Annotated in this window: 25 protein-coding genes and 1 tRNA gene; 8 read left to right on the top strand and 18 right to left on the bottom strand. The window is 75.8% G+C overall.

All coding sequences use genetic code 11. The features are described 5' to 3' along the window. Positions 1–147 precede the first annotated feature (147 nt). Together FA014_RS04530 and nth are read right to left on the bottom strand one after the other, a co-directional pair. On the bottom strand, positions 148–1,059 hold the full coding sequence (locus tag FA014_RS04530) for an endonuclease domain-containing protein (RefSeq protein ID WP_154728513.1): 912 nt from the start codon (positions 1,057–1,059) through the stop codon (positions 148–150). Positions 1,060–1,318: 259 nt separating this feature from the next. Continuing rightward, a complete protein-coding gene (gene nth / locus FA014_RS04525; RefSeq protein ID WP_230322862.1) occupies positions 1,319–2,050 on the bottom strand; it encodes an endonuclease III in 732 nt (243 codons plus the stop codon). 160 nt (positions 2,051–2,210) lie between these two features. On the opposite strand from nth, the gene FA014_RS04520 reads away from it, so the two are divergent. After that, positions 2,211–2,633, top strand: coding sequence for a hypothetical protein (locus FA014_RS04520; protein ID WP_154728511.1), 423 nt, complete (start codon positions 2,211–2,213; stop codon positions 2,631–2,633). 51 nt (positions 2,634–2,684) lie between these two features. Beyond that, positions 2,685–3,362, top strand: coding sequence for a Crp/Fnr family transcriptional regulator (locus tag FA014_RS04515; RefSeq protein WP_154728510.1), 678 nt, complete (start codon positions 2,685–2,687; stop codon positions 3,360–3,362). 62 nt (positions 3,363–3,424) lie between these two features. Here FA014_RS04515 and FA014_RS04510 read toward each other — a convergent pair whose 3' ends face one another. Genes FA014_RS04510 through FA014_RS04500 form a run of 3 tightly spaced genes read right to left on the bottom strand, consistent with a single transcriptional unit; the run spans position 3,425 to position 4,407 of the window. Beyond that, positions 3,425–3,907, bottom strand: coding sequence for a RidA family protein (locus tag FA014_RS04510; protein WP_154728509.1), 483 nt, complete (start codon positions 3,905–3,907; stop codon positions 3,425–3,427). Then, on the bottom strand, positions 3,904–4,065 hold the full coding sequence (locus FA014_RS04505; RefSeq protein WP_146837291.1) for a DUF4177 domain-containing protein: 162 nt from the start codon (positions 4,063–4,065) through the stop codon (positions 3,904–3,906). The genes FA014_RS04510 and FA014_RS04505 overlap by 4 nt, the downstream gene beginning before the upstream one ends. Before the next feature lie 33 nt (positions 4,066–4,098). After that, positions 4,099–4,407: a WhiB family transcriptional regulator gene (locus tag FA014_RS04500; RefSeq protein WP_154728508.1), complete on the bottom strand. Its 309-nt coding sequence runs from the start codon at positions 4,405–4,407 to the stop codon at positions 4,099–4,101. A 247-nt stretch (positions 4,408–4,654) separates the two neighbouring features. Here FA014_RS04500 and FA014_RS04495 point away from each other — a divergent pair, with 247 nt between their 5' ends. From FA014_RS04495 to FA014_RS04485, 3 genes are all read left to right on the top strand, one after another. Next, positions 4,655–7,081: a penicillin-binding protein gene (locus tag FA014_RS04495; protein ID WP_154728507.1), complete on the top strand. Its 2,427-nt coding sequence runs from the start codon at positions 4,655–4,657 to the stop codon at positions 7,079–7,081. Next, positions 7,078–8,055 (top strand): metallophosphoesterase, encoded by a 978-nt coding sequence (locus FA014_RS04490; RefSeq protein WP_154728506.1) that lies wholly within the window; start codon positions 7,078–7,080, stop codon positions 8,053–8,055. The genes FA014_RS04495 and FA014_RS04490 overlap by 4 nt, the downstream gene beginning before the upstream one ends. A gap of 86 nt (positions 8,056–8,141) precedes the next feature. Next, positions 8,142–8,215 (top strand) — tRNA-Pro (locus FA014_RS04485). An 85-nt stretch (positions 8,216–8,300) separates the two neighbouring features. Here FA014_RS04485 and FA014_RS04480 read toward each other — a convergent pair. From FA014_RS04480 to FA014_RS04455, 6 genes are all read right to left on the bottom strand, one after another. Further along, positions 8,301–9,452, bottom strand: a complete 1,152-nt coding sequence (locus FA014_RS04480) for a GGDEF domain-containing protein (RefSeq protein WP_154728505.1) — start codon at positions 9,450–9,452, stop codon at positions 8,301–8,303. A gap of 121 nt (positions 9,453–9,573) precedes the next feature. Next, the gene (locus FA014_RS04475; RefSeq protein WP_154728504.1) at positions 9,574–10,344 is read right to left on the bottom strand and encodes an ABC transporter permease; all 771 of its coding nucleotides are present in this window, start codon (positions 10,342–10,344) and stop codon (positions 9,574–9,576) included. 1 nt (position 10,345) lies between these two features. Further along, on the bottom strand, positions 10,346–11,347 hold the full coding sequence (locus tag FA014_RS04470; protein WP_154728503.1) for an ABC transporter ATP-binding protein: 1,002 nt from the start codon (positions 11,345–11,347) through the stop codon (positions 10,346–10,348). A gap of 88 nt (positions 11,348–11,435) precedes the next feature. Continuing rightward, a complete protein-coding gene (locus tag FA014_RS04465) occupies positions 11,436–12,215 on the bottom strand; it encodes a hypothetical protein (RefSeq protein ID WP_154728502.1) in 780 nt (259 codons plus the stop codon). Beyond that, entirely contained in the window at positions 12,212–13,123 is a 912-nt protein-coding gene (locus FA014_RS04460) for an ATP-binding cassette domain-containing protein (RefSeq protein WP_154728501.1), read from the bottom strand. Before FA014_RS04460 ends, FA014_RS04465 begins: the two co-directional genes overlap by 4 nt. Further along, complete coding sequence (locus FA014_RS04455; protein ID WP_154728500.1) at positions 13,120–13,527, bottom strand: GntR family transcriptional regulator; 408 nt, start codon at positions 13,525–13,527, stop codon at positions 13,120–13,122. Before FA014_RS04455 ends, FA014_RS04460 begins: the two co-directional genes overlap by 4 nt. A gap of 197 nt (positions 13,528–13,724) precedes the next feature. Between FA014_RS04455 and FA014_RS04450 the strand changes: the two genes are divergently transcribed. Further along, on the top strand, positions 13,725–14,663 hold the full coding sequence (locus FA014_RS04450; RefSeq protein WP_154728499.1) for an NADP-dependent oxidoreductase: 939 nt from the start codon (positions 13,725–13,727) through the stop codon (positions 14,661–14,663). An 80-nt stretch (positions 14,664–14,743) separates the two neighbouring features. Here FA014_RS04450 and FA014_RS04445 read toward each other — a convergent pair whose 3' ends face one another. From FA014_RS04445 to FA014_RS04430, 4 genes are all read right to left on the bottom strand, one after another. Continuing rightward, the gene (locus FA014_RS04445; RefSeq protein WP_154728498.1) at positions 14,744–15,811 is read right to left on the bottom strand and encodes an aspartate-semialdehyde dehydrogenase; all 1,068 of its coding nucleotides are present in this window, start codon (positions 15,809–15,811) and stop codon (positions 14,744–14,746) included. After that, entirely contained in the window at positions 15,808–17,082 is a 1,275-nt protein-coding gene (locus tag FA014_RS04440) for an aspartate kinase (protein ID WP_154728497.1), read from the bottom strand. The genes FA014_RS04445 and FA014_RS04440 overlap by 4 nt, the downstream gene beginning before the upstream one ends. Positions 17,083–17,196: 114 nt before the next feature. Next, on the bottom strand, positions 17,197–17,976 hold the full coding sequence (locus FA014_RS04435) for a sulfite exporter TauE/SafE family protein (protein WP_154728496.1): 780 nt from the start codon (positions 17,974–17,976) through the stop codon (positions 17,197–17,199). After that, on the bottom strand, positions 17,973–18,644 hold the full coding sequence (locus FA014_RS04430; protein ID WP_154728495.1) for a TetR/AcrR family transcriptional regulator: 672 nt from the start codon (positions 18,642–18,644) through the stop codon (positions 17,973–17,975). The genes FA014_RS04435 and FA014_RS04430 overlap by 4 nt, the downstream gene beginning before the upstream one ends. A 130-nt stretch (positions 18,645–18,774) precedes the next feature. On the opposite strand from FA014_RS04430, the gene FA014_RS04425 reads away from it, so the two are divergent. Then, positions 18,775–19,200: an organic hydroperoxide resistance protein gene (locus tag FA014_RS04425; protein WP_154728494.1), complete on the top strand. Its 426-nt coding sequence runs from the start codon at positions 18,775–18,777 to the stop codon at positions 19,198–19,200. 242 nt (positions 19,201–19,442) lie between these two features. Beyond that, complete coding sequence (locus FA014_RS04420) at positions 19,443–21,944, top strand: helix-turn-helix transcriptional regulator (RefSeq protein WP_154728493.1); 2,502 nt, start codon at positions 19,443–19,445, stop codon at positions 21,942–21,944. A 44-nt stretch (positions 21,945–21,988) separates the two neighbouring features. Here FA014_RS04420 and FA014_RS04415 read toward each other — a convergent pair whose 3' ends face one another. From FA014_RS04415 to FA014_RS20925, 3 genes are all read right to left on the bottom strand, one after another. After that, on the bottom strand, positions 21,989–22,624 hold the full coding sequence (locus tag FA014_RS04415) for a DUF5063 domain-containing protein (protein ID WP_154728492.1): 636 nt from the start codon (positions 22,622–22,624) through the stop codon (positions 21,989–21,991). A gap of 83 nt (positions 22,625–22,707) precedes the next feature. Beyond that, positions 22,708–23,307, bottom strand: a complete 600-nt coding sequence (recR, locus tag FA014_RS04410) for a recombination mediator RecR (RefSeq protein WP_154728491.1) — start codon at positions 23,305–23,307, stop codon at positions 22,708–22,710. 119 nt (positions 23,308–23,426) lie between these two features. Beyond that, a partial coding sequence (locus FA014_RS20925) for an HNH endonuclease signature motif containing protein (RefSeq protein WP_154728490.1) occupies positions 23,427–25,001 on the bottom strand: 1,575 nt, incomplete at its 5' end.

Below are 25,001 nucleotides of genomic sequence, written 5' to 3'. Positions count from 1 at the left end.
CTCGCCCCCACCTCCCCTCGCCCCTCCTTCGCCGAGATCGCACAAGAGGTGGGGTTCACCACCCTCGAACCGCGCACCTTCTGCGGACTCGGCGGGGTCGATCGCACGCCGCGCCGCGCCGGGCGGGTGGCGGGTGCGGCAGGTGGGTCAGCGCCGCAGGGCCCGGCGCACCCAGGCGACCAGGCGGTCCGGGTGCCGCAGCACGTCGTCCGCCGTGCAGGTGATGACCCGCCAGCCGAGCGCCTCGAGCGCCTGGCGCCGGGCGATGTCCCGCCGCCAGGTGTCCCGGTCGGTGCGGTGCACGTCGCCGTCGTACTCGATCGCGACCCGCTCGCGGACGTACGCGAGGTCGGGCATCGCGACCACCCAGCCGTCCTCGGACCGCACCAGGGTGTTGACCTCCGGGCAGGGCAGACCCGCCTGGACGAGGATCCAGCGGAGCCGGGACTCCATCGGGGAGTCCGTCCCTGGCCGGACGTGCTGCACCGCCTCGCGCAGGCGCCGGACGCCGCGGGTGCCGGGCGGCAGCGCCTCGACCGCCGCGGCGAGGCCCGCGGGCGTGCACAGGGGGCGGCGCCGGCGGACCAGCGCGTCGCCGAGCACCACCAGCTCGCGGGCGGGGACCGTCGCCGCGAGCTGGACGAGCACCGCCTCGGGTGCCAGGACGGGCAGCCCGCTGACGACGCGGCTCCCGACGTCCCGCGCCGGCCGGACGTGGCTCCGCACGCCGGCCCGCCGCGGGGGCGTGCACCCCGGCCCGACCTGCACGTGCAGCGGCCCGCGGGCATCGAGGCCCACGGGCAGCGGGACGTCGAGCAGGGCCAGCGCCGTCACGTGGCAGAACACGGTCCCGAGCGGCAGGACCGGCACCACGTCGTGGCACCGCCGGACGACGTCGTCCGGCGCGGGAGCCACCGCGGCGCTCCGGACGCCGCGCGTCGGCGCGCGCAGGGACGCGCGGCGCAGCTGCGCCGGGCTGAGGCCCGCATCACGCCCCTCGGCGACGGTGAACGGCCGCGAGGTGAGCGGAGGCGGGAGCGGTGCGCGGTGGGCGGGCATCCCCCGAGCGTGCCGAGCCGCGCCCACCCCGCGGGCGCCCGGCCGCCCGAACCTGTGGACCACGCACGCCCCGACGCCCTGTGGACGCCGGACCCCGGCCCCCGCGACCCCCACCCCTGACCCCTGACTCCTGACTCCTGACCCGCGAGAGTGCACAACATGCGGGGTTCCAGCCGTCCAAACCCGGCAGGTAGTGCACTCTCGGCGATGCGGGGGGGGGCGCGGCGCGGGAGGCGCGCGGCGCGGGACCGGCGTCGCGTCAGGCGTCCGGGGGCGCCGCCCGGGGCGGCACGGGCGGGGCGCCCACGCGTACGAGCGCCGAGGGGCAGTCCCGGGTGATCGGGCAGGTGGCGCAGTCCGGCCGGCGGGCGTGGCACGTGCGGCGGCCGTGGAAGATCAGCCGGTGGCTGAGCAGCGTCCACTCCGGGCGCGGGATCAGCGCGGCGATGTCCCGCTCGACCTTGACCGGGTCCTCCTCGGTGGTCCAGCCCAGCCGCCGGGCGAGCCGGCCGACGTGGGTGTCGACGGTGATCCCGGGGATGCCGAACGCGTCGCCGAGCACGACGTTCGCCGTCTTGCGGCCGACGCCCGGCAGCGTCACCAGGTCCTCGAGCCGCGGCGGCACCTCGCCGTCGAACCGCTCGACGAGCGCGCGCCCGAGGCCCTGCAGCGAGCGGGCCTTGGCGCGGAAGAACCCGGTCGGCCGGATCAGCTCCTCGAGCTCCGCGGGGTCGGCCCCGGCGTAGGCCGCGGCGTCCGGGTAGCGGGCGAACAGCGCCGGGGTGACCTGGTTGACCCGCACGTCGGTGGTCTGCGCGGACAGCACGGTCGCGACCAGCAGCTCCAGCGGCGACCGGAAGTCCAGCTCGCACCGCGCGTCCGGCCAGCGCACCGCGAGCGCGCGGTTCACCCGGCGCGCGCGGCGGACCAGGGCGACCGGCGGCCGGGCCGCGGTCGCCCGCTGCGGGTCACCGGCCGCGGCTGGACTCATGCGGCCAGCGTAGGTCCGCCCGGGGGACATCGGTTGCTCTGGGCGAGTGACCGGGAGTTGATCACATGACCAAGTTCTCAAGTCAGGCGCACCTCACGTCGAAAGACGGGGGGACGCGACCTGTGGCCGTACGGGTCGTCCGAGAGAGTGGGCGGACCGCATGACCCTGGCCGGCACGGCTGACCAGCTCGTCGAGCTGCGCCGGCAGCGCGGCGCCCTGCGCCTCGAGCACCAGCACGTCGTCCGCTGGCGGCGCCTGGTGCGCGACCGCCTGGAGCTCGCCGTGGCCGCCGCCGCCCCGCCCGAGGTCCCGGGCGCGTGCGCGGACGTGCGCACCGTCCTGGGCTCCGACGCGACCGACGTGCCGACCGGCGCGGAGCTCGCGGCGGCCGTCCGGGGCGCGCTGCCGATCGCCGAGGTGCACGAGCTGCCCCGCCTGCGTGACCTGGACATGCGGCTGGCGCGCTACGAGATGCGGCTGGAGGACGCCCTGCGGCGCCTCACCGACCGGTACATCGACCGGCTCGCCCGGGACGTCACCGAGGGAGGCGTCGAGGCGCTGCGCCGTCCTGCCGGCGCCTGATGAGGCAGACTGAGGGACGTCACATCCCGGCAAGAAGGTGAGGTTCCTCCCGTGGAGGACGACGTCGTGCTCACGGCGCCCCTGTTCGCGAACATGGACCCCGAGGCGTCCCGGACGCTGCTCGCGTCGATGGCGCCCGTGCACGTCGCCCGCGGCGAGGTGCTGTTCCACGAGGGCGAGCCGGGCGACCGGCTCTACGTGATCCGCTCCGGCAAGATCAAGCTCGGCCGCCGCTCCACCGACGGCCGGGAGAACCTGCTCGCGGTGCTCGGCCCCGGCGAGATGTTCGGCGAGCTGTCGCTGTTCGACCCGGGCCCCCGCACCGCCACGGCCACCGGCCTCGCCGACGCGGTGGTGCTCGAGCTGGGCCACCACGACCTGATCCCGTGGCTGGAGCAGAACCCCACCGTCGCCAAGCACCTGCTGGGCGCGCTCGGCCGCCGGTTGCGCCGCACCAACGACGCCCTGGCCGACCTGGTGTTCTCCGACGTCCCGGGCCGCGTCGCCAAGGCGCTGCTGGACCTGTCGCACCGGTTCGGGCAGCAGACCGACGAGGGCGTCCGCGTCGCGCACGACCTCACGCAGGAGGAGCTCGCGCAGCTCGTCGGCGCGAGCCGGGAGACCGTGAACAAGGCGCTCGCCGACTTCGCCGCCCGCGGCTGGGTCCGCCGCGAGGGCCGGGCGATCGTGCTGCTCGACGTCGACCGCCTGGAGCGCCGCGCGCGCTGAGGCCCCGCCGACGCCGACGGCCCGCACCCTCGCCGGGGTGCGGGCCGTCGCTGCGTGGGGGCTCAGGCCTCCGGGGCGAGCTCGACGACGATCTCGACCTCGACGGGCGAGTCCAGCGGGAGCACCGCGACGCCGACGGCGGACCGCGCGTGCACGCCCGCCTCGCCGAACACCTCGTGCAGCAGAGTGCTGGCGCCGTTGATCACGCCGGGCTGGCCGGTGAAGGCCGGGTCGCTGGCGACGAAGCCGACGACCTTGACCACCCGGACGACGCGGTCGAGGTCCCCGACCAGCGACGCGACGGCGGCGACCGCGTTCAGCGCGGCGGTGCGCGCCAGGTCCTGGGCCGTGTCCGGGGACACCCGCCCGGGGCCGGTGCCGACCTTGCCCGTGACCGGCAGCTCGCCCGCCACGAACGGCAGCTGGCCGGACGTGTGGACGTACGCGCCCGTGCGGACGGCGGGGACGTAGGCGGCGACGGGCGCGGCGACCTGCGGCAGCTCGATGCCGAGCTCCGCGAGCCGCGCGACGACGGCGCCGGTCACTTCTCGCCCGTGGGGCGCTTGAGGTAGGCGACGAGCCCGGTCTCGGACTGCAGGACCTGGACGAGCTCCCAGCCGTCCTGACCCCACTGGTCGAGGATCGCCTTGGTCGCGTGGACGATGAGGGGCACGGTCGCGTACTCCCACGTGGTGGTGGCCATGGCGCCACCCTAGCCGTGCCCCCGGCGCACCCGTCAGGTGCCCACGGCGGCGGGCTGCTCGGCCGGCTCCGTGCCGACGAGCTCGTCGTACCAGGACTCCACCTCGGGCCGCCGGCGGCGCAGCGCCCGCCGCTCGCGCTCGGTCATCCCGCCCCACACGCCGAAGTCGGCGCGCGAGTCGAGGGCGTCGGCCAGGCAGAGCAGCCGGACCGCGCACCCCCCGCACACGGCGCGGGCGTCGCGCTGCGCGGCGCCCTCCACGAACAGCGCGTCGGGCGCCACCCTCCCGGCGCCGCACTTCGCGTTCGCCGTCCAGTGCCCGTCGGGCCCTGCGATCGTCATCGAGTCGTCCCCTGTCCCCTGCGTACGGGACAGCACCGCTCGCGGACCGTCGGTGTCGACGGTCCGGCGCGGCAGTCCCCCCTGCTCGGCCGACGGTAGCCGGTCGAATCGTCCCATCGCATCCTCCGTTCGGGTTGTTGCACCCGGTCGGCCAGCGGGGGCACGGGTGTGCAGGTACGGTGCAGGTCCCCCCGGGCCCTGTGGACGACCCGGCGGGCTCGAGGGCTGCTCCCGTACCCTGGCGGGCATGGCTCCCACCCCCACGCCGCGCGGGCGGCAGGTCACCGTCGTGCAGGCGCTGGCGCTGCTGCTCGCCTTCGTGCTGACCGCCGGCGTCGGCGGCCTCCTGACCGCCGGGCTCGTGCTGCCGACCGTCGCCGTCGCGAACACCGCGACCGACCTGAGCGTCGAGGCGTTCGAGGACCTGCCCTCCGAGCTCGAGACGAAGCCGCTGTCCGAGAAGTCGGTCATGCTCGCCGCCGACGGCACCGTGCTCGCGGAGTTCTTCGCGGAGAACCGCGTGGTCGTCGCGCTCGACCAGGTGTCCGTGCAGATGCAGAACGCGGTGGTGGCGACGGAGGACAAGCGCTTCTACCAGCACGGCGGCATCGACCCCGCCGGCATGGTGCGCGCGCTGGTGAAGAACCAGCTCGGCGACTCCCAGCAGGGCGCCTCCACGCTCACCCAGCAGTACGTGAAGAACGTCCTGATCGAGACGGCGGTCCGGGAGGGCGACCTCGCGGCGGCGCAGGAGGCCAAGGAGGCCGACGGGACCGAGGGCTACGCGCGCAAGCTGCGCGAGGCCAAGCTCTCCATCGCCCTCGAGAAGACGATGACGAAGGACCAGATCCTCGAGAACTACCTGAACATCGCCCAGTTCGGGGTCGCGACGTACGGCGTGGAGTCCGCCGCGCAGCGCTACTTCAGCAAGCCCGCCGCCGAGCTGACCTACCTCGAGGCCGCGACCATCGCCGGCATCACGAAGAGCCCGACCGCGTTCGACCCGGTCCGGAACCCGGAGGCGTCCCAGGGCCGCCGCGACACCGTGCTGCGGCTGATGAACGAGCAGGGCTACATCACGCAGGAGGAGTACGCCGCCGGCATCGCGGCACCGATCGCCGACACCCTGCACGTGAGCGAGGCCCAGAGCGGCTGCATGGCCGCCGGCAACGTGGTCCAGGGCTCCGGCTACTTCTGCGACTACGTCACCCAGGTCATCCGCAACGACCCGGCGTTCGGCGCGACCGCGGAGGAGCGCGAGGAGCGGCTGTTCCGCGGCGGCCTCACCATCACGACGACCCTCGACCCGCGGATCCAGACGATCGCGGACACCCAGGTCAAGGCGACCGTCCCGGTCGACGACCCGACGGGCGTCGGCTCCGCGATGTCGGTGGTGCAGCCGGGCACCGGGCAGATCAAGGCGATGGCCCAGAACCGGAACTTCAACAACACCGCCGACGCGACCGGTCGCGACTCGTCGGTCAACTACAACACCTCCTACTCGTACGGCGGGTCCGGCGGGTTCATGCCGGGCTCGACGTTCAAGCCGTTCACCCTGCTCGAGTGGCTCAAGCAGGGCCACAACCTCAACGAGAGCGTCAACGGCACCGCGCGCACGCTGAACACGAACCAGTTCACCGCGTGCGGGTCCCGCTACCCGAGCCAGACCTGGCCCGTGGGCAACGCCGAGGGCGGCGCCGGCATGATGTCGGTGATGGCCGCGACCCAGGGCTCGGTGAACCTGGCGTACCTGTCGATGGCGATGCAGCTCGACCTCTGCAACATCATGGAGGGCGCCAAGCAGCTCGGCGTGACCAGCTCCGCCGCCGGCTCGGAGGGCGAGGCCATCTCGGCCGTCCCCTCGAACGTCCTCGGCTCGGGCGTCACCAGCCCCCTCGCCCTCGCCGGCGCGTACGCGGCGTTCGCGTCGGGCGGCATCTACTGCACCCCGATCGCCATCACCAACGTGAAGGACACCGACGGCGCGGACCTCGCGATCCCCGACGCCGGCTGCCACCAGGCCATCGACCCGAACGTCGCCGCCGGCATGAACGAGGCGATGAGCAACGTGTGGAACGGCACCGGCAAGTCCATCGGCCGGCCGTCGTTCTACACCGCCTCCGGCAAGACCGGCACGACGACCCGCAACGAGCACACCTGGTTCGCCGGCTACACGCCGCGGCTGGCGTCGATCGTGTGGGTCGGCTACCCGGACCGCAACGAGCCGATGCAGAACATCCGGATCAACGGCCGGTACGCCCGGTACGCCTACGGCGCGACGTACGCCGGCGTCACCTGGAAGAACTTCATGGACGAGGCGCTGAACGACGGCCAGGAGAACCCCGGCTTCGCGGCGCCGACCAGCGACCTGCGGTTCGGCCGCGCGGTCCCGATCCCCTCCGTCGTCGGCCAGGACCAGAACGCGGCGATCGCCACGCTGCAGAACGCCGGCTTCTCCGCGACCGTCGGCGGCACGACCGCCTCCGACATCACCCCCGGCTCCGTGGTGAGCCAGAGCCCCTCCGGCAGCGCGCCGGCCGGCAGCTCGATCACGCTGACGCTGTCCAGCGGCCCGGCGGCGCCGCCCGCGGGCGGGGACGGCGGGGGCGGCAACCCCGGCCCCGGCAACCCCGGCAACGGCGGCGGCAACGGGAACGGGAACAACGGCGGATGACCCACCCCGTCGCCCGCGCCCTGGGCGGTGCCGCGCTCGCCGGCGCCGCCGCGGTCGCCTGGGGCACGCTGGTCGAGTCCCGGTGGTACGCGCTGCGCGAGGTCACCGTCCCCGTGCTCCCGCACGGCCAGGACCCGCTGCGCGTCCTGCACCTCTCCGACCTGCACCTCACGCCGGGCCAGCAGCGCAAGGTCGACTGGGTCCGCGACCTCGCGTCGCTCCGCCCCGACCTGGTCGTGGACACCGGCGACAACTGGGCGCACCTCGACGCCATGCCGGCGCTGCTGCACGCGCTGGAGCCGCACCTGGCCACGCCGGGCGCGTTCGTGTGGGGGTCGAACGACTTCTTCGCGCCGTCGCCCAAGAACCCGGCGCGGTACCTGCTCCCCGACGCGCGCACCCAGCCGCCGCGCCCGCCCGTCGAGCTGCCGTGGCGCGAGCTCGGCAACCGGTTCCGGTCCGCGGGCTGGGTGGACCTGACCAACCGCCGCGACGAGCTGAAGGTCGCCGGACGGCGGATCTCGCTGGTCGGCACGGACGACGCGCACCTCGACCGCGACCGGTTCCCCGCGGCCGGCGGCCCCGACGACGTCCGCCCGGCGCCGGTCGTCGACGACGCGGGCGTGGCGCGGACGGGGCACGGCGACGTCGACCTGCACCTCGGGGTCACGCACGCCCCCTACCGCCGCGTGCTGGACGCCATGCACGACGACGGCGCGGACCTGGTGCTCGCCGGCCACACCCACGGCGGCCAGCTCGCGGTGCCGGGCTACGGCGCGCTGGTGACCAACTGCGACCTGCCCCGGGACCGGGCGAAGGGCCTGCACGGCTGGCCGGGCCCCCGCCCGGACGCGCGCGGCGGCGCCGACTCGACCTGGCTGCACGTGTGCGGCGGGCTGGGCACCTCCCCGTACGCCCCCGTGCGGTTCGCGTGCCGGCCGGAGGCGACGCTGCTGACGCTCGTCGCGGCCTGAGACGCGACGCTGCTCACACTTCACCCCGGGGCGGTCGCTCGATTCACGACCACCGTCCCGCGTCGGCTATGCTGGGCGGGCTTCACCGGGGTGTGGCGCAGCTTGGTAGCGCGCCTCGTTCGGGACGAGGAGGTCGTGGGTTCGAATCCCGCCACCCCGACCGGTGAGAGATGACGAAGGCCCGGACCGCTCGGTCCGGGCCTTCGTCGTGCGTCCCGGGGCGTGCCCGCCGCCGCGCCCCCTCGTCAGCAGCCGGCGTGCTGGTCCCGCCGGCCGTCGGGCCGGTCGCTCGAGTGGTCGCGCACCCCCGGCCCCGGCCGCTCCACCGCGGCCGGGCGCCGGGCCGCGGCGAGCGCCTCCGTGGCGATCCGGAACCTGTCCCGGCCGGCCTGCTTGGCCCGGTACAGCGCGATGTCGGCGGCGGCCAGCGCCGAGGCGGCCGGGGTGCCCGGCGTGATGACCGCGATCCCGGCGGAGAACGTCACGCCGGTGCCCTCCTCGGCCCACTCCCCGCGCAGGGCCCGCAGGGTGTTCACGGCCTGCACCGGCTCGGTGCGCGGCAGGATCAGCACGAACTCCTCGCCGCCGTACCGCGCCGCGTAGTCCCGTCGCCGCAGGTGCTCGGCGAGCACGTGCCCGAACCGCTCCAGGACCAGGTCCCCGGCGGCGTGCCCGCGGGTGTCGTTGACGCGCTTGAAGTGGTCGAGGTCGGCGATGACGACGCAGTCGCCGGGCACCGCGCGCGCGAGCCGCTCGTCGAGGTCCCGGCGGTTGCCGAGCGAGGTCAGGGCGTCCGTCCGGGCGTCGGTGCGCAGCCGCCGGCGCAGGTCCCGCTGGTAGGCCGTGGCGAGCGCGATCACCTGGGCGGTGCCCCACCAGGTGACGGCGTAGATCACGAGCCGCACCACGGCGCTGCCGTTCAGCGTCGCCGCCATCGCGACGTACGCACCGGAGGCCGCGGGCAGCAGCACCAACGCCGCGCGACCCGGGTGGAACAGGCCCGCGTACACGAAGCACAGCGGGATCAGCCCGACGAAGGCGCCGGCGATGCCCGTGGTCATCAGCCCGACCGCGCCGAGCGCGAGCAGCAGCGCCAGCGGGAACGCGAGGTTGCCCCAGCCGTCGGGGCGCCACCGCACCCGCAGGCTCAGGCCGACCAGGCCGAGCATCGCGGCCGACGTCCCGGCGAGCACCGTGAGACCGTGCCCGTCGACGCCGAGGCACAGCGCCCCGAGGATGACGACCGTGCCGCCGAACAGCAGCAGCACCCGCCCGGCGGCCGCGGCGTTGCCGCCGGCCCGGGCCCACGGCGGGACGTGCGCCAGCAGGCGCACGACGACGGGGGCCTCGGGGGGCGTCCGTCCGTGCGCGCGACGTCCAGGCGCGACCGGGGGCATACCGGGATCATCGGCGGACGGGTGGCGGCACTTCAGGGAAAGGTTGAGATCTGCACCAGTTCTCGACGTGATCCCCAGCACGCTCCCAGGGACGCGTCGCGCCGACGACGGGCGCGCCCGCTCACCGCCACCGGAACAGCCGCGCCGACAGCGGGACGAGCAGCACCGTCCACCCGGCCATGACCAGCAGCTCGCGCGTGGGCACCCCCGCCCCGACCCAGCCGTCGAGCATCGCCTGCGAGCCCGCCCCGAGCGGCGTCCACGCGGCGACCTGCTGGACCGCCTCGGGCATGATCGGCAGCGGCAGCCACACCCCGGCGAAGAACAGCGAGACGAAGTACGCCGTCATGCCGATGCCGGTCGCGGCCCCCGCCGTCGGCGCCCGCGCGGCGATCAGCGAGCCCACGCCGAACGTCGACGTCGCCGCCAGCAGGAACGCGGCCAGCACCACCCCCGGCCGCTCCGGCGCGCTGACGTCCACCACGAGCATCCCGACGGCGAGCGCCAGCACCGCCGCCACCAGCAGCGCCGCGACGTTCACCAGCACCTGGGCGACGAGGAGCCGCGACGGCGGCAGCGGGGTCGTGGACAGCCGCCGCAGCACGCCCGTGCCGCGGTAGGTGGCGATCGTGATCGGGTAGACCGACAGCGCCACGGTGCCGACCGCGAGCGTGAGCACGACCGGGGTGTACCCGGTGATGCCGTTGATCTGCGCGAGCAGCGGGTCGTCCTCGCTGTACGGCGTCGACCCCCACGGCATCGCGAGGCCGAGGACCGCCAGCAGGACGGCCGGGAACAGGACGGCGAAGAACACGTTCGACGGCTCGCGCAGCGCGAGCCGCCCCTCGACGGCGGTGACCCGGGCGAGCACCCGGGGGCTGGTCGCGGACATCTCAGGCCTCCACGCGGTCGGTCGCGGACGGGGTGCCGGGGCGCGCCCCGGCGTCGGGCGCACCGGGCGCGTCGGCCGCCCCCGGCGCACCGGTCAGCCGCACGAACGCGTCCTCCAGGGTGCTGCGGTGGACCCGCAGCCCGTCGGGCCGCACGCCCGCGCCCGCGAGCGCGACCATGACGTCCTGCACGACGTTCCCGGTGCCCCGGACGAGGACGCCCCCGTCGGGCGCGACCTCGACCGCGCCGACGGACCCGAGCGACCCCAGCACCCCGGGGTCGACGGGGGCGGACGGCCGGAAGGCGAGCGTCTGGTCGGCGCCGACCAGCGCGGCCACCTCGGCGGGCGTGCCCTCGGCCACCACCCGCCCGGCGTCCACGAGCACGACGCGGTCGCAGAGCCGCTCCGCCTCCTCCATGAAGTGCGTGACCAGCACGATGGTCACGCCGCGGCGGCGGACGCGCTCGACCACGTCCCAGGTGTCCCGGCGCGCCTGCGGGTCGAGGCCGGTGGTGAGCTCGTCCAGGATCGCGATCTCCGGGTTGCCGACCAGGGCCAGCGCGATGGACAGCCGCTGCTTCTGGCCACCGGACAGGGCCCGGAACTGGCTGCCTGCCTTGTCGGCGAGGCCGAGCTCGCGCAGCAGCTCGTCGGGGTCCGCGGGGTCGTCGTAGAAGCAGGCGTACTCCTCGACGGCCTCGCGGACGGTGATCCGCAGCGGCAGCGCCGACTCCTGCAGCTGGAGGCCGACCCGCTCGCGCAGGGCGGCGCGGTCGGCGGCGGGTCCGGCCGGGTCGAGGCCGAGCACGCGGACCGTGCCGCCGTCCGGCTCGCGCAGGCCGCCGATCATCTCGACCGTCGTGGTCTTGCCGGCGCCGTTGCGGCCCAGCACGCCGACGATCTCGCCGCGGTGGACGGTCAGTCCGACGTCGGCGACGGCGACGGTGCGGCCGTACCGCTTGTGCAGGTGCTCCGCGTGGATCACGGGCTCGTCTCCGGGCATGGCGGGATCTCCTCCTCGCGTGCTGCGGGTGGGGCGGATCGTGCCGGGGGGGTGCGGCGCGCCGCGGGGCGCGTCGGGTCGGCCGGGGTCAGCCGCGGCGCGGGGCCACGGGCCGGCGGACGGCGATCAGGTGGAAGGCGACGGCGAGGGCCACCGCCAGGACGGCCGCGACCACCGCCACGGCGAGCGGGGCGAGCTGCGCGGCGCGGGCGGCCCCGAGCAGGTCGTCGAACGGGAGCCAGCGGGTGCCGGCGTCGACGAGCGCGATCACGACGAAGACCGGCCCGACGGTGAGCGGCAGGCTGAGCGTCCCCCACCAGCCGCCCGCGGCGCCGTAGACGGTGCCGACCAGCATCCCGCTGAGGTTCGCGACCACGAAGGTCGCCACGTAGGCCAGCAGCACCGTGCCGAAGCCCTCGTCGGGGGCGAACCAGCCGTCCTGCAGCCGCCAGCCCCAGCCCATCGCGCCGTACCAGGCGCGCTCGGCCTCGAGCAGCAGCGTCATCACCAGCGCGAACGCGGTCCCGAGCACCACCGCGGCGAGCAGCGCGCCGCGCACGTAGGCCCGCCGCGTCATCCCGCTCGCGACGTGCACCGCCGGGTAGGTCGCGGCGACGCCGATCAGCACCGAGAACGGGAACCAGACGCCGCTCTGCCGCGCGAACCAGACGATGGACACCCCGACCTCGCCGAACCGGTCGACGACGAACGGCACCGCGACGACGGCCACCAGGACGATGGCCCAGTAGACGAGGCCCATCTGCACGAACCAGACCAGCAGGTCCCGGGCGGTGCGCAGCGCGGGCGACGTCCGCCGGACCGGGCGTGCCGGGAACAGCGGGCGGCTGCGCGCGACGTCGGCGCTCATCGGGCCCTCCCCATCTCGGCGGCCGCGTCGGCGGCGCCGTCCTCGGTCAGGTGGACGAACAGGTCCTGCAGCGGGACGGGGCCGATCTCGAGCCCCGCGGCGCGGGCGTCGGCGGCCTCGCCGTCGGACAGCGTGGCCAGCACGGTGGCCTGCGCGGTGCCGCCGAGCTGCTGGCGGCCGAGCACCGTGCGCCCGACGACGAACCGCTCGACCTCGCGCGCCGGCCCCGTCACGGCGATGCCGCGGGCCGTGAGCGCGTCCGCCTCCTGGGCGAGCAGCACCCGCCCCCGGTCGAGGACGACGACGTGCTCCAGCAGCCGCTCGACCTCGCCGATGAGGTGGCTGGACAGCACGATGGTCCGCGGGTGCTCGACGTAGTCGGCGAGCAGCGCGTCGTAGAACGCGTACCGGGACGGGGCGTCGAGCCCGAGGTGCACCTCGTCGAGGATCGTCAGGTCGGCGCGGGACGCGATGCCCTGCACGATCCCGAACGCCGACCGCTGGCCGCGGGACAGCTTCTGCGGCTTGGCACCCGGGTCGAGCCCGAAGGTGTCCATCAGCCGCTCGGCGACCTCCCGGGAGAAGCCCGGCCGGCACTCCTCGGTGAACTGCAGGTTGGTCCGCAGCGACTCGGTGTCCAGCACGTCGCCGGACTCGCGGACCAGCAGGACCCGGGGCAGCAGGTCGGCGTTCTCCCACGGGTCCTCGCCGCCGACCAGCAGCCGGCCGCTGCTCGGGCGGCGGAACGCGGCCGCCACGGACGCGAGGGTGGTCTTGCCGGAGCCGTTGCGGCCGAGCAGCCCGGTGATCGACCCGGCGGGGATGTGCAGGTCGACGGCGTCGAGGGCGGTCTTCCGGCCGTACCGCACGGTGAGGCCGCGCGCCTCGAGGCCGAGCGGGCCGGTCACGACGCCGCCCCGTCCCGGTCGGCGCCCGCGGCACCGGCGCCACCGGCGCGCGCGGCGTGGGCCCGCAGCCGCGCCACCACGTCCTCGATCGGGATGCCGAGCGCGAGCGCGCGGTCCGCGACGGTGTCGACGGACTCGGCGAAGAACGTCTCGCGGCCCTCGGCGCGCAGGCGGTCGGGGGCACCGGGGGCGACGAACATCCCGACGCCGCGGCGCTTGTAGAGGATGCCGTCGTCGACCAGCCGGGCGAACGCCTTGGCGGCCGTGGCCGGGTTGATGCGGAAGGTGGTGGCGTACTGCGTCGTGCTCATCACCTGCTCCTCGGGCTGGAGGTCGCCGCGGAGGACGTCCTGGCGGATCTGGTCGGCGATCTGCACGTAGATCGGGTCGCGGCCGTCGAACACGGTCGGCCTCCTCTCGCGCAGCGGTTGCCGTGGTTCGGTGGTTCGTTACTCCACTAATGAACCACAGAGCCGCCGGACCGCGCAAGACCGCCATCGCAACCCTTCGAAGTCGCACCACTTGCTTCTGGTTCGAAGCACGCGTAGCGTCGTCGACATCGCTTCGAATCCGAAGCACAGAGGTCGACCGAGGAGTCACCATGAAGGCAGTGCGGTTCCACCAGACCGGCGGCGCCGACGTCCTGCGCTACGAGGACGTCGAGCTGCCGGAGCCCGGTGCGGGCGAGGTGCGGGTCCGGGTCGCCGGCTCGGCGTACAACCCGGCGGACGGCGGCATGCGCGGCGGGTTCCTGCCCATCCCGATCACGCTCCCGCACACGCCGGGCTACGACGTGTCGGGCACGGTCGACGCGCTCGGCGAGGGCGTCACCGGCCTCGCGGCGGGCGACGAGGTCGTCGGGTTCCTGCCGATGGCCGCGGCCGGCTCGGCGGCGGAGCACGTGATCGCGCCGGCGGAGTCGCTGGTGCCGGCGCCCACCCGCATCCCGCTCGCCGACGCCGCCGGGCTGCCGTCCGTCGCGCTCACCGCCTGGCAGGCGCTGTTCGAGGCCGGCGGTCTCGCGGCCGGGCAGCGGGTGCTGGTCAACGGCGCCGGCGGTCCGGTGGGCGGCTACGCCGTCCAGCTCGCCCACCGCGCCGGCGCGCACGTCGTCGCCACCGCGAGCCCCCGGAGCAGCGCGGCGGTCCGGGCCGCGGGCGCGGACGAGGTGGTCGACCGCACCACCACGTCGCTGCTCGACGCCGTCACCGAGCCCGTCGACGTCCTGCTCAACCTGGCGCCGATCACCCCCGAGGAGTTCGCCGCGCTGGCCGGCCGGGTGCGCGACGGCGGCGTCGTCGTCTCCACCACCCCCCGGGTGCCGACCCCGGACGACCCGGCGCGCGGCGTCCGGGCCGTGACGGTCTACCTGCACCCCGACGCCGACGTGCTGGCGCGGCTGGTCGCCCTGGTCGACGCCGGTGACCTGCACGTCGACATCGCCCGGCGGGTGCCGCTGGCCGACCTGCCGGCGCTGCACGCCGAGGCCGACGCCGGGCGGGTGCACGGCAAGGTCGTGGTGGTCCCCCCGGCCGCGTGAGCCGCGTCCGGCGCGACGGCGGAGGGCCCGCCACCGGCTCCTGGCGGAGCGGGCGGCGGGCCCTCGCGCGGGCGGCGCCGTCAGGCGGTCGCGGCGCCCAGCCGGGCGGCCAGCAGCTCCGCGATCTGCACGGCGTTCAGCGCCGCGCCCTTGCGCAGGTTGTCGTTCGACACGAACAGCGCGAGGCCGCGGCCGTCGGGCGCGCCCGGGTCCTGCCGGATCCGCCCGACCAGCGACGGGTCGGCGCCCGCCGCCTGCTGCGGGGTGGGCACGTCGGCGAGCTGCACCCCCGGCGCGTCCGCGAGCAGCTCGTACGCGCGCTCCGGCGTGATCGGCCGGTCGAACTCCGCGTTGATCGACAGCGAGTGCCCCGTGTACACCGGCACCCGCACGCACGTGCCGGACACCAGCAGGTCGGGGAGGCCGAGGATCTTGCGGGACTCGTTGCGGAGCTTCTGCTCCTCGTCCGTCTCCAGGCTGCCGTCGTCCACCAGGTTCCCGGCGAGCGGGATCACGTTGAACGCGATCGGCGCGACGTACTTCTGCGGCTCCGGGAACGTCACCGCGGAGCCGTCGTGCACGAGCGCGAGGGTGTCCTGCTCGACCGCCCCGCGCACCTGGTCGTCCAGCTCGCGCGCGCCGGCCAGGCCCGAGCCCGACACGGCCTGGTAGGTCGACACGACGAGGCGGCGCAGGCCGGCCTCCTCGTGCAGCACCCGCAGCACCGGCATCGCGGCCATCGTGGTGCAGTTCGGGTTGGCGACGATGCCCTTGGCGATCTCGTCCAGCGCACCCGGGTTCACCTCGGACACGACCAGCGGCACGTCGGGGTCCATCCGCCACGCGGAGGAGTTGTCGACGACCGCGACCCCCGCGGCCGCGAACCGGGGCGCCTGCGCCTTCGACGTCGCGCCGCCCGCGGAGAACAGGGCGATGTCCAGGCCGGTCGGGTCCGCGGTGGCGGCGTCCTCGACCGTGATCTCCTGGCCGCGCCACGGCAGCGTGGAGCCGGCCGACCGCGCGGACGCGAAGAACCGGATCTCCGCCACGGGCAGGTCGCGCTCCTCCAGCAGGCGGCGCATGACCGCGCCGACCTGGCCGGTCGCGCCGACGACGCCGACCCGCAGACCCTGGCTGTGCTCGCTCATCGTCCGGTCCCTCCGTACACCACGGCCTGGTCGTCGGCGCTGTCCAGCTCGAACGCCGTGTGCACCGCGCGCACCGCGTCGTCGAGCTGGTCCGCCCGGGTCACCACGGAGATGCGGATCTCCGAGGTCGAGATCATCTCGATGTTGATGCCGGCCTCCGACAGCGCGGCGAACAGCCGGGCGGACACGCCGGGGTGCGACTTCATGCCGGCGCCGATCAGCGACAGCTTCCCGATCGTGTCGTCGTACTGCAGCGACGTGAAGCCGATGTCGGGCTGGTGCTCGGTCAGCGCGGCCGTCGCGGCGGCGCCGTCCGTCGCGGGCAGCGTGAAGGAGATGTCGGTGCGGCCGGTGGCGGCCACCGACACGTTCTGCACGATCATGTCGAGGTTCACGCCCGACCCGGCGACGACCTCGAAGATGCGCGCGGCCTTGCCGGGCACGTCCGGGACGTCGACGATCGTGATCTTGGCCTCGCTGCGGTCGTGCGCGACGCCGGCGATGATCGGCTGCTCCATCGGTGCTCCTTCTTCCGTCGCGGCATCCGTCACCAGGGTGCCCGTGTGGGTCGAGAACGACGAGCGCACGTGCACGGGGACGCCGTACCGCCGCGCGTACTCCACGCAGCGCAGCACGAGCACCTTGGCGCCGCTCGCCGCCATCTCGAGCATCTCGTCGTAGGTGATGCGGTCGATCTTGCGGGCCGACGGCACGATGCGCGGGTCCGCGGTGAACACGCCGTCGACGTCGGTGTAGATCTCGCAGACGTCCGCGCCCAGGGCCGCGGCGAGCGCGACCGCCGTCGTGTCCGAGCCGCCGCGGCCGAGCGTCGTCACGTCGTTGGTGTGCTGGGTGACGCCCTGGAACCCGGCGACGATCGCCACCGCGCCGGCGTCGACGGCCTGCTGGATGCGGCTCGGCGACACGTCGATGATCCGGGCCTTGCCGTGCACCGAGTCGGTGATGACGCCCGCCTGCTGGCCGGTGAACGACTGCGCCTCGACGCCCAGGTTGCTGATCGCCATCGCCAGCAGCGACATCGAGATGCGCTCCCCCGCGGTCAGCAGGATGTCCATCTCCCGCTGCGGCGGCAGCGGGGTGACCTGCTGCGCGAGGTCGATCAGCTCGTCGGTGGTGTCGCCCATCGCCGAGACGACGACCACGACGTCGTCGCCCGCGCGCTTGGCCTCCGCGATCCGCTTCGCGACGCGCTTGATGCTGTCGGCGTCGGCGACCGAGGAACCGCCGTACTTCTGCACGATGAGGGCCACGGGAGGAGCTTCCTGCTGCGGGATCGCGGGCGCCGGGCGGCGACCCGCCGGGGTCGGCGGAAGTCTAGGCCGCGGCGCGCCACCCACCCGCGCGCCGCCCGCATCGCGGGACCGTCAGAGCAGCTCGGCGCCGAGCCGCACGATCAGCACCGCGACCACCACCAGGAACACCACCCGGACGAACCCGCTGCCCCGGGCGACCGCGGTGCGGGCCCCGAGGTACGAGCCCGCGATGTTCGCCAGCCCGACCAGCAGCCCCAGCCGCCACAGCGGCGCCCCCTGCGCGGCGAACACCACCAGCGCGCCGAGGTTCGTGGCGGCGTTGACGATCTTCGCCTGCGCCGACGCCTCCAGGAACGCGTACCCGAGCACGCCGACCAGCGCGATCACCAGGAACGAGCCCGTGCCCGGCCCGAGCAGCCCGTCGTAGAACCCGATGCCGGCGCCCAGCGCGAGCGCCACCAGCAGGTGGGTGCGGCCCTGCCAGCGGAGGTCCGTCGCGCGGCCGACCTGCGGGCGCGCGACCGTGTAGCCGGCGACGGCCACCAGCGCGACGAGGATCACCGGCAGGAACACGTCCTCGGGCAGCAGCGACGCCAGCGCCGCTCCCCCGCCGGCGCCGACGAGCGCCGCGAGCGCCATCGGCCCGGCCGTGGCCAGCCCCGGCTGCACCCGCCGGTAGTAGGTCACCGCGCTCACCGAGGTGCCCATGATCCCGGCGAGCTTGTTGGTCGCGAGCGCCTGCACCGGGCTGATCCCCGGCACCAGCAGCAGGGCCGGCAGCTGCACCAGCCCGCCCCCGCCCACGACGGCGTCCACCCACCCCGCGACGAAGCCGGCCAGCACGAGGAGCAGCACGGTGCCGACCGTGAGCTCCAGGCCCGAGACCGTCACGCGGCGGGGGTGGTGCCGGGCCCCCGGTGCGCCGCGACGACCGCCGCGCCCGCGTGCCGGAGGGTCGCCGCGACCGCCGCCGCGCGCTCGGCCCCGCCGACGTACCCGGCGACCATCGCGCCGTCGCGCAGCACGACCAGCTCCTCCGCCGCGCCGACCGGGTCCAGCAGCCCCAGGTCGGCGAGCAGGTCCGCCGCGGTGCCGACCATCCACCGCCGGTGCTCGGCGACGACCGTGCGGACCGGGTGGTCCGGGTCGGCGTACTCGGCGGCGGCGTTGATGAACGGGCAGCCGCGGAACCCCGGCCGGCACGACTCGGTGCCGAGGCCCTCGGCGTAGCCGCGGAGCACCGCGCCGGCGTCGTCGGGGTGGGCCGCGCGCAGGGCGTCCAGCGCGGCGCGCTCGGCGGCCGCGACCGCGGACAGCCAGGCCACGACCAGGGCGTCCTTCGTCGGGAAGTGCCGGTAGAACGTCACCTTGCTGACCCCGGCCTCGGCGATCACCCGGTCCGCGCTGACCGCGCGGATGCCGTCGGCGTAGAACAGCCGGCCGGCGGCGTCGAGGATCCGGGCGGCGACGGGCGACGCGGGTCGCGCGGCGGGCGCCGGGGTGGTCGCGGCGGCGGTGGGCGCCGCGGGGGCGGGGGCGGTGCGCGCGGGGGGCGTCACGGGGTCCTCCTCCTCGGGAGCGGCGCTGTCGGCGGGGCGGGGCGGGGTCCGCCGGTGAGCCAGTCTGGCACGCGGGCGCGATCTGTGGCATACATAGACGTACTAGTTCGTCTACCTGGAGGTCCTCCGCATGAGCGCGCTCTACACCGCCACCGCCACCTCGACCGGCGAGGGCCGCGCGGGGGGCCAGGTCACCAGCGACGACGGCGTCCTCGACCTGACGCTCGCCGTCCCGGCCGCGATGGGCGGCCCCGGCGGCGGCACCAACCCCGAGCAGCTGTTCGCCGCCGGCTGGGCCGCGTGCTTCCACTCCGCGCTCAAGGGCGTCGCCTCGGCCGCGAAGACCCCGATCCGGGACTCCGCCGTGGTCGCCGACATCGGCATCCTCCCGAACGGCACCGGCGGCTACACCCTGAGCGCGGCCCTGCACGTCGAGATCGGCGGCGTCGACCAGGCGACCGCGGAGAAGCTCGTCGAGCAGGCGCACCAGGTGTGCCCGTACTCCAACGCCACCCGGGGCAACATCGACGTCCAGCTGGACACCACGGTCGCCTGACCCCACGGGCGCGCCGCCCGCGGCCCCGCGGCCCGCCTCGCGCCGCCCGCGAGGGGGTACCCGACACGTCGAGCGAGCATCCAGCGGGTGCTCGCTCGACGTGTCGGTTGCCCTCTCGGCGCTCCGGGCGGCGCCCTCGGGCGTGGCCCGGCGCGGGCCTACGCTGTGCGTGGGCGGTCACGGGCGAGGGTCGGGGGCGGCGCGCCGTCCCCCCGCTAGGGGGCGAGCGGAGTGGGCACACGATGAGCGGCGGCGGCCGGGACGAGGCCCTGTCCGCGGTGCGTCGCTGGCTGGCGGCGGGGCGCGACGTGGTGCTCCGCGGCGAGCGCGGCATGGGCAAGTCCACGACCCTGGAGGCCCTGCGCGCCGACCTGTCCGACCGCCGGCTGCCCGGCGTCCTCCTGCGCGCCAGCGGCCCCGCGCCCTTCGCGGCGGTGCTGGACCACCCCTCGGCGCCCCCGCGGGTGCCCGACGAGAACGCGCTGACCACGTGGCTCGCGGACGAGCTCGCCCCACCCCGCAGCGTGCTGCTGGTGGACGACGTCGACCGCCTCGACCCGGGCAGCCTGCGCGTGGTGCAGCGGGCGCTGGTGCGCACCGGGTGCCGCGTCGTCGCCGCCAGCACGGCCGACCTGCTGCGCACGCCCCGCGGCGGGCCGCGCGAGCTGCTCGTCGCGCGGGCCCCGGCCGAGGTGGTCGTCCCGCCGCTCGGGCTCCCCGCGCTCAGCATCCTCGTCGCGTCCACGCTGGGCGGTCCGGCGGACGCGGCGCTCACCGGCACGCTGCTCGCCCAGTCCGGGGGGAACCCCGGTGCCGCGGTCGCGCTGCTGGCCGCCGCGCGGGCCACGGGGGCGCTCCGCCGGGACGAGGGCCGGCACGTCGACGACGGCCGCCTGCTGGAGGTGCCGGCCGACGCCGTCGCGGCGCTGTTCCTCGGGGACCTCGACAGCACCCGCGTCGACGCGCTGGAGCGGCTCGCCGTCGTCGGCCCCGTCACCGTAGAGGCGGCGGCCCAGCTCGTCGAGCCCGCACTGCTGGACGACCTGGCGGACCAGGGCCGGCTGGTCGAGAACGAGGCCGGCGGCGCCGACGCGGTGCTCGTCGTCGCGCCGCCCGCCCTGGCCCGGGCGCTGCGCGACCGGGTCGCCCCGCCGCACCGGCGCCGGCTCCTGGCGGCCGCGCGCGCGGTCGTGGGCGACGTCGTGGCCGTGGTCGAGCCGCCGCGCCCGGACCTGACCGCCCTGCTCGCGCGCGACGCCGCCGGCAGCGCGGACTTCCTGCGGTGGAGCTCCCAGGTCGCCGGCGTCGTGCAGGAGCGCGCCGCCGCGGCGGAGTCGGCGGCGCAGGCCGCGTGGGCCGCCGACCCGAGGGTCGGCACCGCGACCGTCTACCTGGCGCAGCTCATGCGCCGGCCGGCCCGGGACCAGATCGCCACCGTGTTCCGCGAGACCGTGCGCAGCCCGGAGGACGCGGAGGACGACGTCGTCGCCTTCCGCTACTACCGCACCCGCTGGGAGGCGTGGCGGGGCGGCGACGACCCCGACAGGCGACCGGACCCGGCGGAGGACGGGCTCGGCCGGCTCGGCGAGCTCGAGGACCTCAAGCAGCAGCTGGTCGAGGCGATCCGCGACGGCGAGCCCGCCGAGTCGGTCGCCGCCGCCGCCCCGCTGACCGTCGCGGCGGCCGCGTTCCGCGGCGGGCCCGAGCTGCTGCGCGCCGCGGCGCTGCTGGAGGCGGGCCGGCCGGACCTCGCCCTCACCGTGCTGGACCGCGCCGAGGAGGCCGACGACGACGCCGAGCCCCACGGCCCCGAGGTCCGGCACTACCGCGCCGCCCTGCGCGGCGAGAGCCTGGGCCTGCTGGGGCGGCTCGACGAGGCCGAGCGGCACGAGCGGCTCCTGCTCAGCGCCGCGTACGACGCCTACGACGCGTTCGGCATCCGGGTGCACGCCGCCGTGCTCGCGGAGGTGCTGTGCTTCGCCGGGGAGATCGAGGCCGCCTGGCGGGTGCTCAGCACGGCGCTGCTGCTCGGACCCGCCGGGCCGATCGAGACGACGTACTACCGGCGCGGGCTCGCCCTGGGCGCCGTGCTGCAGGTGGGCGCCGGGAACGTCGACCTGGCCCGGGCGCTGCTGCGCGAGCTCGAGAAGACCCCGAAGATCTACCGGCCGCTGATCCGCTCCCTGCGGGTCGTCGGCGGGATCGCCGTCGCCGTGGCCGACGGGGACCGCGCCACCGGCGCCGAGATCGCCTGGCGGGCCGGGCTGTCCTACGTCGAGGCCGGCCTGCGCCAGCCCGCCCTGGTGACCTGGGCGTTCGCCCCGCCGCCGCTCACCCCCGAGCGCGCCGCCCGGGTCCGCGCCACCCGCGGGGACGTCGTGCTGCCGCTGCTCGACCCGTACCTGGACCTGCAGCTCGCCCTCGCCGACCGCGACGAGGCCGCCGCCGCCGCGGCGCTGCCGGCCGTGCAGCCGCGGGTGAGCGTCGCGCTCACCACCGCCGCCCGCGCCCTGCTGGGGCTGGACGACCACACGTCGGCGGACGCCGCCGCGGGGGCGGTGCGCGAGCCGCTGTCGGACCGGGAGCGCGAGGTGGCGGCGCTCGGGCGCGATGGCCTCAGCAACCGGCAGATCGCGGAGCGGCTGCACCTGAGCGTCCGCACCGTCGAGAACCACATGAGCCGGGCGCTGCGGAAGCTGGGCTACCGGACCAGGGGCGACCTCAGCCGGTGGATCGTGGGCTGACGCCCGCGACCCGCGACCGCGCGGCAGGCCGGTCGGCCCGCCGGTCAGGGCTGCAGGGCGTCGTACTCGGCCTCGGCCGCCACGTCGTCGTCCACGTCGAGCCGGAGGTGGGCGAGCAGCGTCTGCAGGGTCCGCAGCACGCTCGACGCGCGCTCGCCCCAGGTCGACAGGTACGAGAACTGCCACCACCACAGCGCCTCGAGCACGTGGCCCCGGTCGTGGTGCCGCAGCCCCTGCACCAGCGCACCCGCCACCGCCACCAGGTCGCCCGACAGCGTGGACGCGGTGACCTCCGCACCGAGGACCGGGTCCACCACCTCGGCGTACTCGTCCACGCCCTCCAGCACGTTCGCCAGCGCGGCCCGCAGCGGCTCGACGTCCGGGTCCGGGCCGACGTCCGGCTCGAACCGGTCCGCGGGCACCACGTCCACGATCGCCCCGAGCCGCGCGCCCACGGCCAGCACGTCCGACACGGCGAGCAGCAGCAGCGGGATGGCGGCGTCCGGGTTGCTGCCCGAGGCGACCTCCGTGACCGTCGTCAGGAACGCGCGGCACTCCCGGGCGGTCGAGTCGCCGACGGCGCGCAGGTCGGCGGCCTCCGGGTCGAGCGCCAGGTCGTCCACCTGGGCCGAGTCGGTCGCCACACGCAGGTCGTCGTCGGGAGAGGTCACGGGGGCCATGCTGCCCCTCCGGGTCGCGCCGCGCCCGCGGACGACGCCGACACGCGGAGCGCCGGTGACCACGTGGGACGAACCGGACGCGGTCAGGCGCTGATGCGGCGCCGGCCCTCGAACGCCCGGCCGAGGGTGACCTCGTCCGCGTACTCCAGGTCCCCACCCACCGGGAGGCCCGACGCCAGCCGGCTGATGGTCAGGCCCATCGGCACGAGGAGCCGGGCGAGGTACGTCGCGGTGGCCTCGCCCTCGACGTTCGGGTCCGTCGCGAGGATCACCTCCGTGACGGTGCCGTCGGCCAGCCGGGTCATCAGGTCCTTGATCCGCAGGTCGTCGGGCCCGACGCCCGCGATCGGGTTGATGGCGCCACCGAGCACGTGGTACCGCCCGCGGAACTCGCGGGTGCGCTCGATCGCGACGACGTCCTTCGGCTCCTCGACCACGCACAGCACCGCGGCCGACCGGCGGGGGTCGCGGCAGATCCGGCAGAGGTCCTCCTCCGCCACGTTCCCGCACTGCACGCAGAACCGGACCTTGGCCTTGACCTCGGTGAGCGCGTCCACCAGGCGGCGCACGTCCGTCTGGTCCGCCGCGAGGATGTGGAACGCGATCCGCTGCGCGCTCTTGGGACCGACGCCGGGCAGTCGCCCCAGCTCGTCGATCAGGTCCTGGACCGCGCCCTCGTACACACCCCCCAGCCTACGGCCCACGACCGACAGCGGCCGTGCGCCTCGACGAGGAGCGGGTCGGCGGATGCGGGGGCCGAACCCCGCCGTACGGCAGGGGGCCCGGCGCGAGAGCGCCGGGGTCAGAACGGCGGGGGTGCGTCGAGGGGGTCGCTGGTGGCGTCGTGAGTCCGGCCGGTGCCGGGGCGCACGAGGTAGCGGTGGCCGGTGGGGGTGATCCACTCGAAGAGCCCGGGTTGGATCTGGCGCAGCCGGAAGCCGCCGTCGGTCTTGAGGCGGTGGTGGCGGTGGCAGAGCGGTCCGAGGTTGTCGGCGTCGGTGCGGCCGAGGGGTGTGTCGGGTGGGTCCCCGGGCTGCGGGTGGTACTCGATGGTGTGGTCCAGGTCGGCGTTCCGTGCCGGGACGGTGCACCCGGGCGCGACACAGGTTCTGTCCCGGGTGCGCACGAACTCCGCGAGTCCCGCGGGTGGCCGGTACCGCTCGCGCCCCACGTCCAGGACCTGCTCGGTGACCGGGTCGGTGACCACCCGCCGCCACACCCCGCCGTCGGCCAGCGCCCGGGCGCGGACCGCGTCGATGGGGCCGTACCCGTCGAGGTCGGCCGGGGCGTCGTCCAGCCCGAGCAGGGTGGAGGCGGCGATGGTGAGGCGGACCTCGGCACCGGGGCGGCCGGCGCAGCGCCCGCAACCCCGCCGGGTGTCAGTCGTCAAGGTGCCGGTCGACGCGGTGCGGGGCGCCGGCTCGGTCGGCGAGGTGGTGGAGGACGGCGCGGGACGCGGCGGAGGCGGTGGGTCGGTCTCGGCGGGAGCGGGACCGGGAGGCAGCTCACTCACCGGGACCACCGTGGCGGTCGGGATCGGCTCGACGCCGCGTGGGCGCACCGGTTGACGTCGGGTGGTGGTCACGAGCCAGTCCGACCCTCTGCGCGGGGTCGGCAGCACCGGTGCGGGTGGGTCCAGGTGGACCTCGAACGCGGGACCGTCGGACTCGGGCACGTCCCCGACCACGAGGTCCCGCAGGCCGTCGGCGCGCAGCTGATCCAGAGTGCGTGGGTCACCGAGTGCCTTGGCTGCGCGGGCGGTGTGGTCCAGGACCCCGTCGACCCGGGTGGCGTCCTCCGCGGCCAGCACCACCCACATCGCGGCCATGCCGTGCGGCCGTCGCCGCGGGTGGGTGACGCGCCTGCCTCGTCGGGCCAGGGTGTGCCGCCCCGCCTCCCCGTCGGGGTCGGCGAGCCGGACCTCGCGGGCCACGCGCTGCTCGAGCTGCTTGCGGGAGCACTGCGCCGCGTCGGGCAGCACCGCGGTCTCCACCGCGTGCGCGGCCTGGTAGGGCAGGTCGATCAGCCCGGCCGCGATCACGTCGGCCTTGGCCGCGTCGATGTGCCCGGTCTGCAGGGCCTGTCCGGTGGCCGCCAGCATCCCGTTCAGCAGCAGCGCCCGGTTCACGGCCTTGTTCGCCGAGACCCGCGCCCAGCCCAGCCGCATGGCCAGCTCGTCCCCCGCCACGCTCGGATGCGTCGGTGGCGCACCCGCGAGCGGTGACCAGTCCGGGGCCATCTCGGGGCGGCTCGCGAGCTCGGCGACCGCGTCCAGCATCGCGGCGTGCTGGTGCGCCTCCATCCGCGCCCGCGCCGCCACCACCTCGACCAGGACCGCCGAGGCCAGCACCGTCAGGTCCAGCCCCCGCAACCAGGC

Origin of the sequence: Cellulomonas hominis (genome assembly GCF_005239125.1) — a bacterium.
Classification (GTDB): Bacteria; Actinomycetota; Actinomycetes; order Actinomycetales; family Cellulomonadaceae; genus Cellulomonas; species Cellulomonas hominis_A.
Note: the sequence above shows the minus strand (reverse complement) of the source record. Positions and strands in the feature narration are given on the sequence as shown.

What these genes read in the sequence shown, in the direction of transcription:
- FA014_RS04425 (WP_154728494.1), top strand. Translation starts at nt 18,775, where the DNA reads ATGAGCGCGCTCTACACCGCCACCGCCACCTCGACCGGCGAGGGCCGC.
- FA014_RS04445 (WP_154728498.1), bottom strand. Translation starts at nt 15,811, where the DNA reads ATGAGCGAGCACAGCCAGGGTCTGCGGGTCGGCGTCGTCGGCGCGACC.
- FA014_RS04475 (WP_154728504.1), bottom strand. Translation starts at nt 10,344, where the DNA reads ATGTCCGCGACCAGCCCCCGGGTGCTCGCCCGGGTCACCGCCGTCGAG.
- FA014_RS04530 (WP_154728513.1), bottom strand. Translation starts at nt 1,059, where the DNA reads ATGCCCGCCCACCGCGCACCGCTCCCGCCTCCGCTCACCTCGCGGCCG.
- FA014_RS04490 (WP_154728506.1), top strand. Translation starts at nt 7,078, where the DNA reads ATGACCCACCCCGTCGCCCGCGCCCTGGGCGGTGCCGCGCTCGCCGGC.
- FA014_RS04450 (WP_154728499.1), top strand. Translation starts at nt 13,725, where the DNA reads ATGAAGGCAGTGCGGTTCCACCAGACCGGCGGCGCCGACGTCCTGCGC.
- FA014_RS04480 (WP_154728505.1), bottom strand. Translation starts at nt 9,452, where the DNA reads ATGCCCCCGGTCGCGCCTGGACGTCGCGCGCACGGACGGACGCCCCCC.
- nth (WP_230322862.1), bottom strand. Translation starts at nt 2,050, where the DNA reads ATGAGTCCAGCCGCGGCCGGTGACCCGCAGCGGGCGACCGCGGCCCGG.
- FA014_RS04415 (WP_154728492.1), bottom strand. Translation starts at nt 22,624, where the DNA reads ATGGCCCCCGTGACCTCTCCCGACGACGACCTGCGTGTGGCGACCGAC.
- FA014_RS04495 (WP_154728507.1), top strand. Translation starts at nt 4,655, where the DNA reads ATGGCTCCCACCCCCACGCCGCGCGGGCGGCAGGTCACCGTCGTGCAG.
- FA014_RS04500 (WP_154728508.1), bottom strand. Translation starts at nt 4,407, where the DNA reads ATGACGATCGCAGGGCCCGACGGGCACTGGACGGCGAACGCGAAGTGC.
- FA014_RS04465 (WP_154728502.1), bottom strand. Translation starts at nt 12,215, where the DNA reads ATGAGCGCCGACGTCGCGCGCAGCCGCCCGCTGTTCCCGGCACGCCCG.
- FA014_RS04520 (WP_154728511.1), top strand. Translation starts at nt 2,211, where the DNA reads ATGACCCTGGCCGGCACGGCTGACCAGCTCGTCGAGCTGCGCCGGCAG.
- FA014_RS04470 (WP_154728503.1), bottom strand. Translation starts at nt 11,347, where the DNA reads ATGCCCGGAGACGAGCCCGTGATCCACGCGGAGCACCTGCACAAGCGG.
- FA014_RS04420 (WP_154728493.1), top strand. Translation starts at nt 19,443, where the DNA reads ATGAGCGGCGGCGGCCGGGACGAGGCCCTGTCCGCGGTGCGTCGCTGG.
- FA014_RS04505 (WP_146837291.1), bottom strand. Translation starts at nt 4,065, where the DNA reads ATGGCCACCACCACGTGGGAGTACGCGACCGTGCCCCTCATCGTCCAC.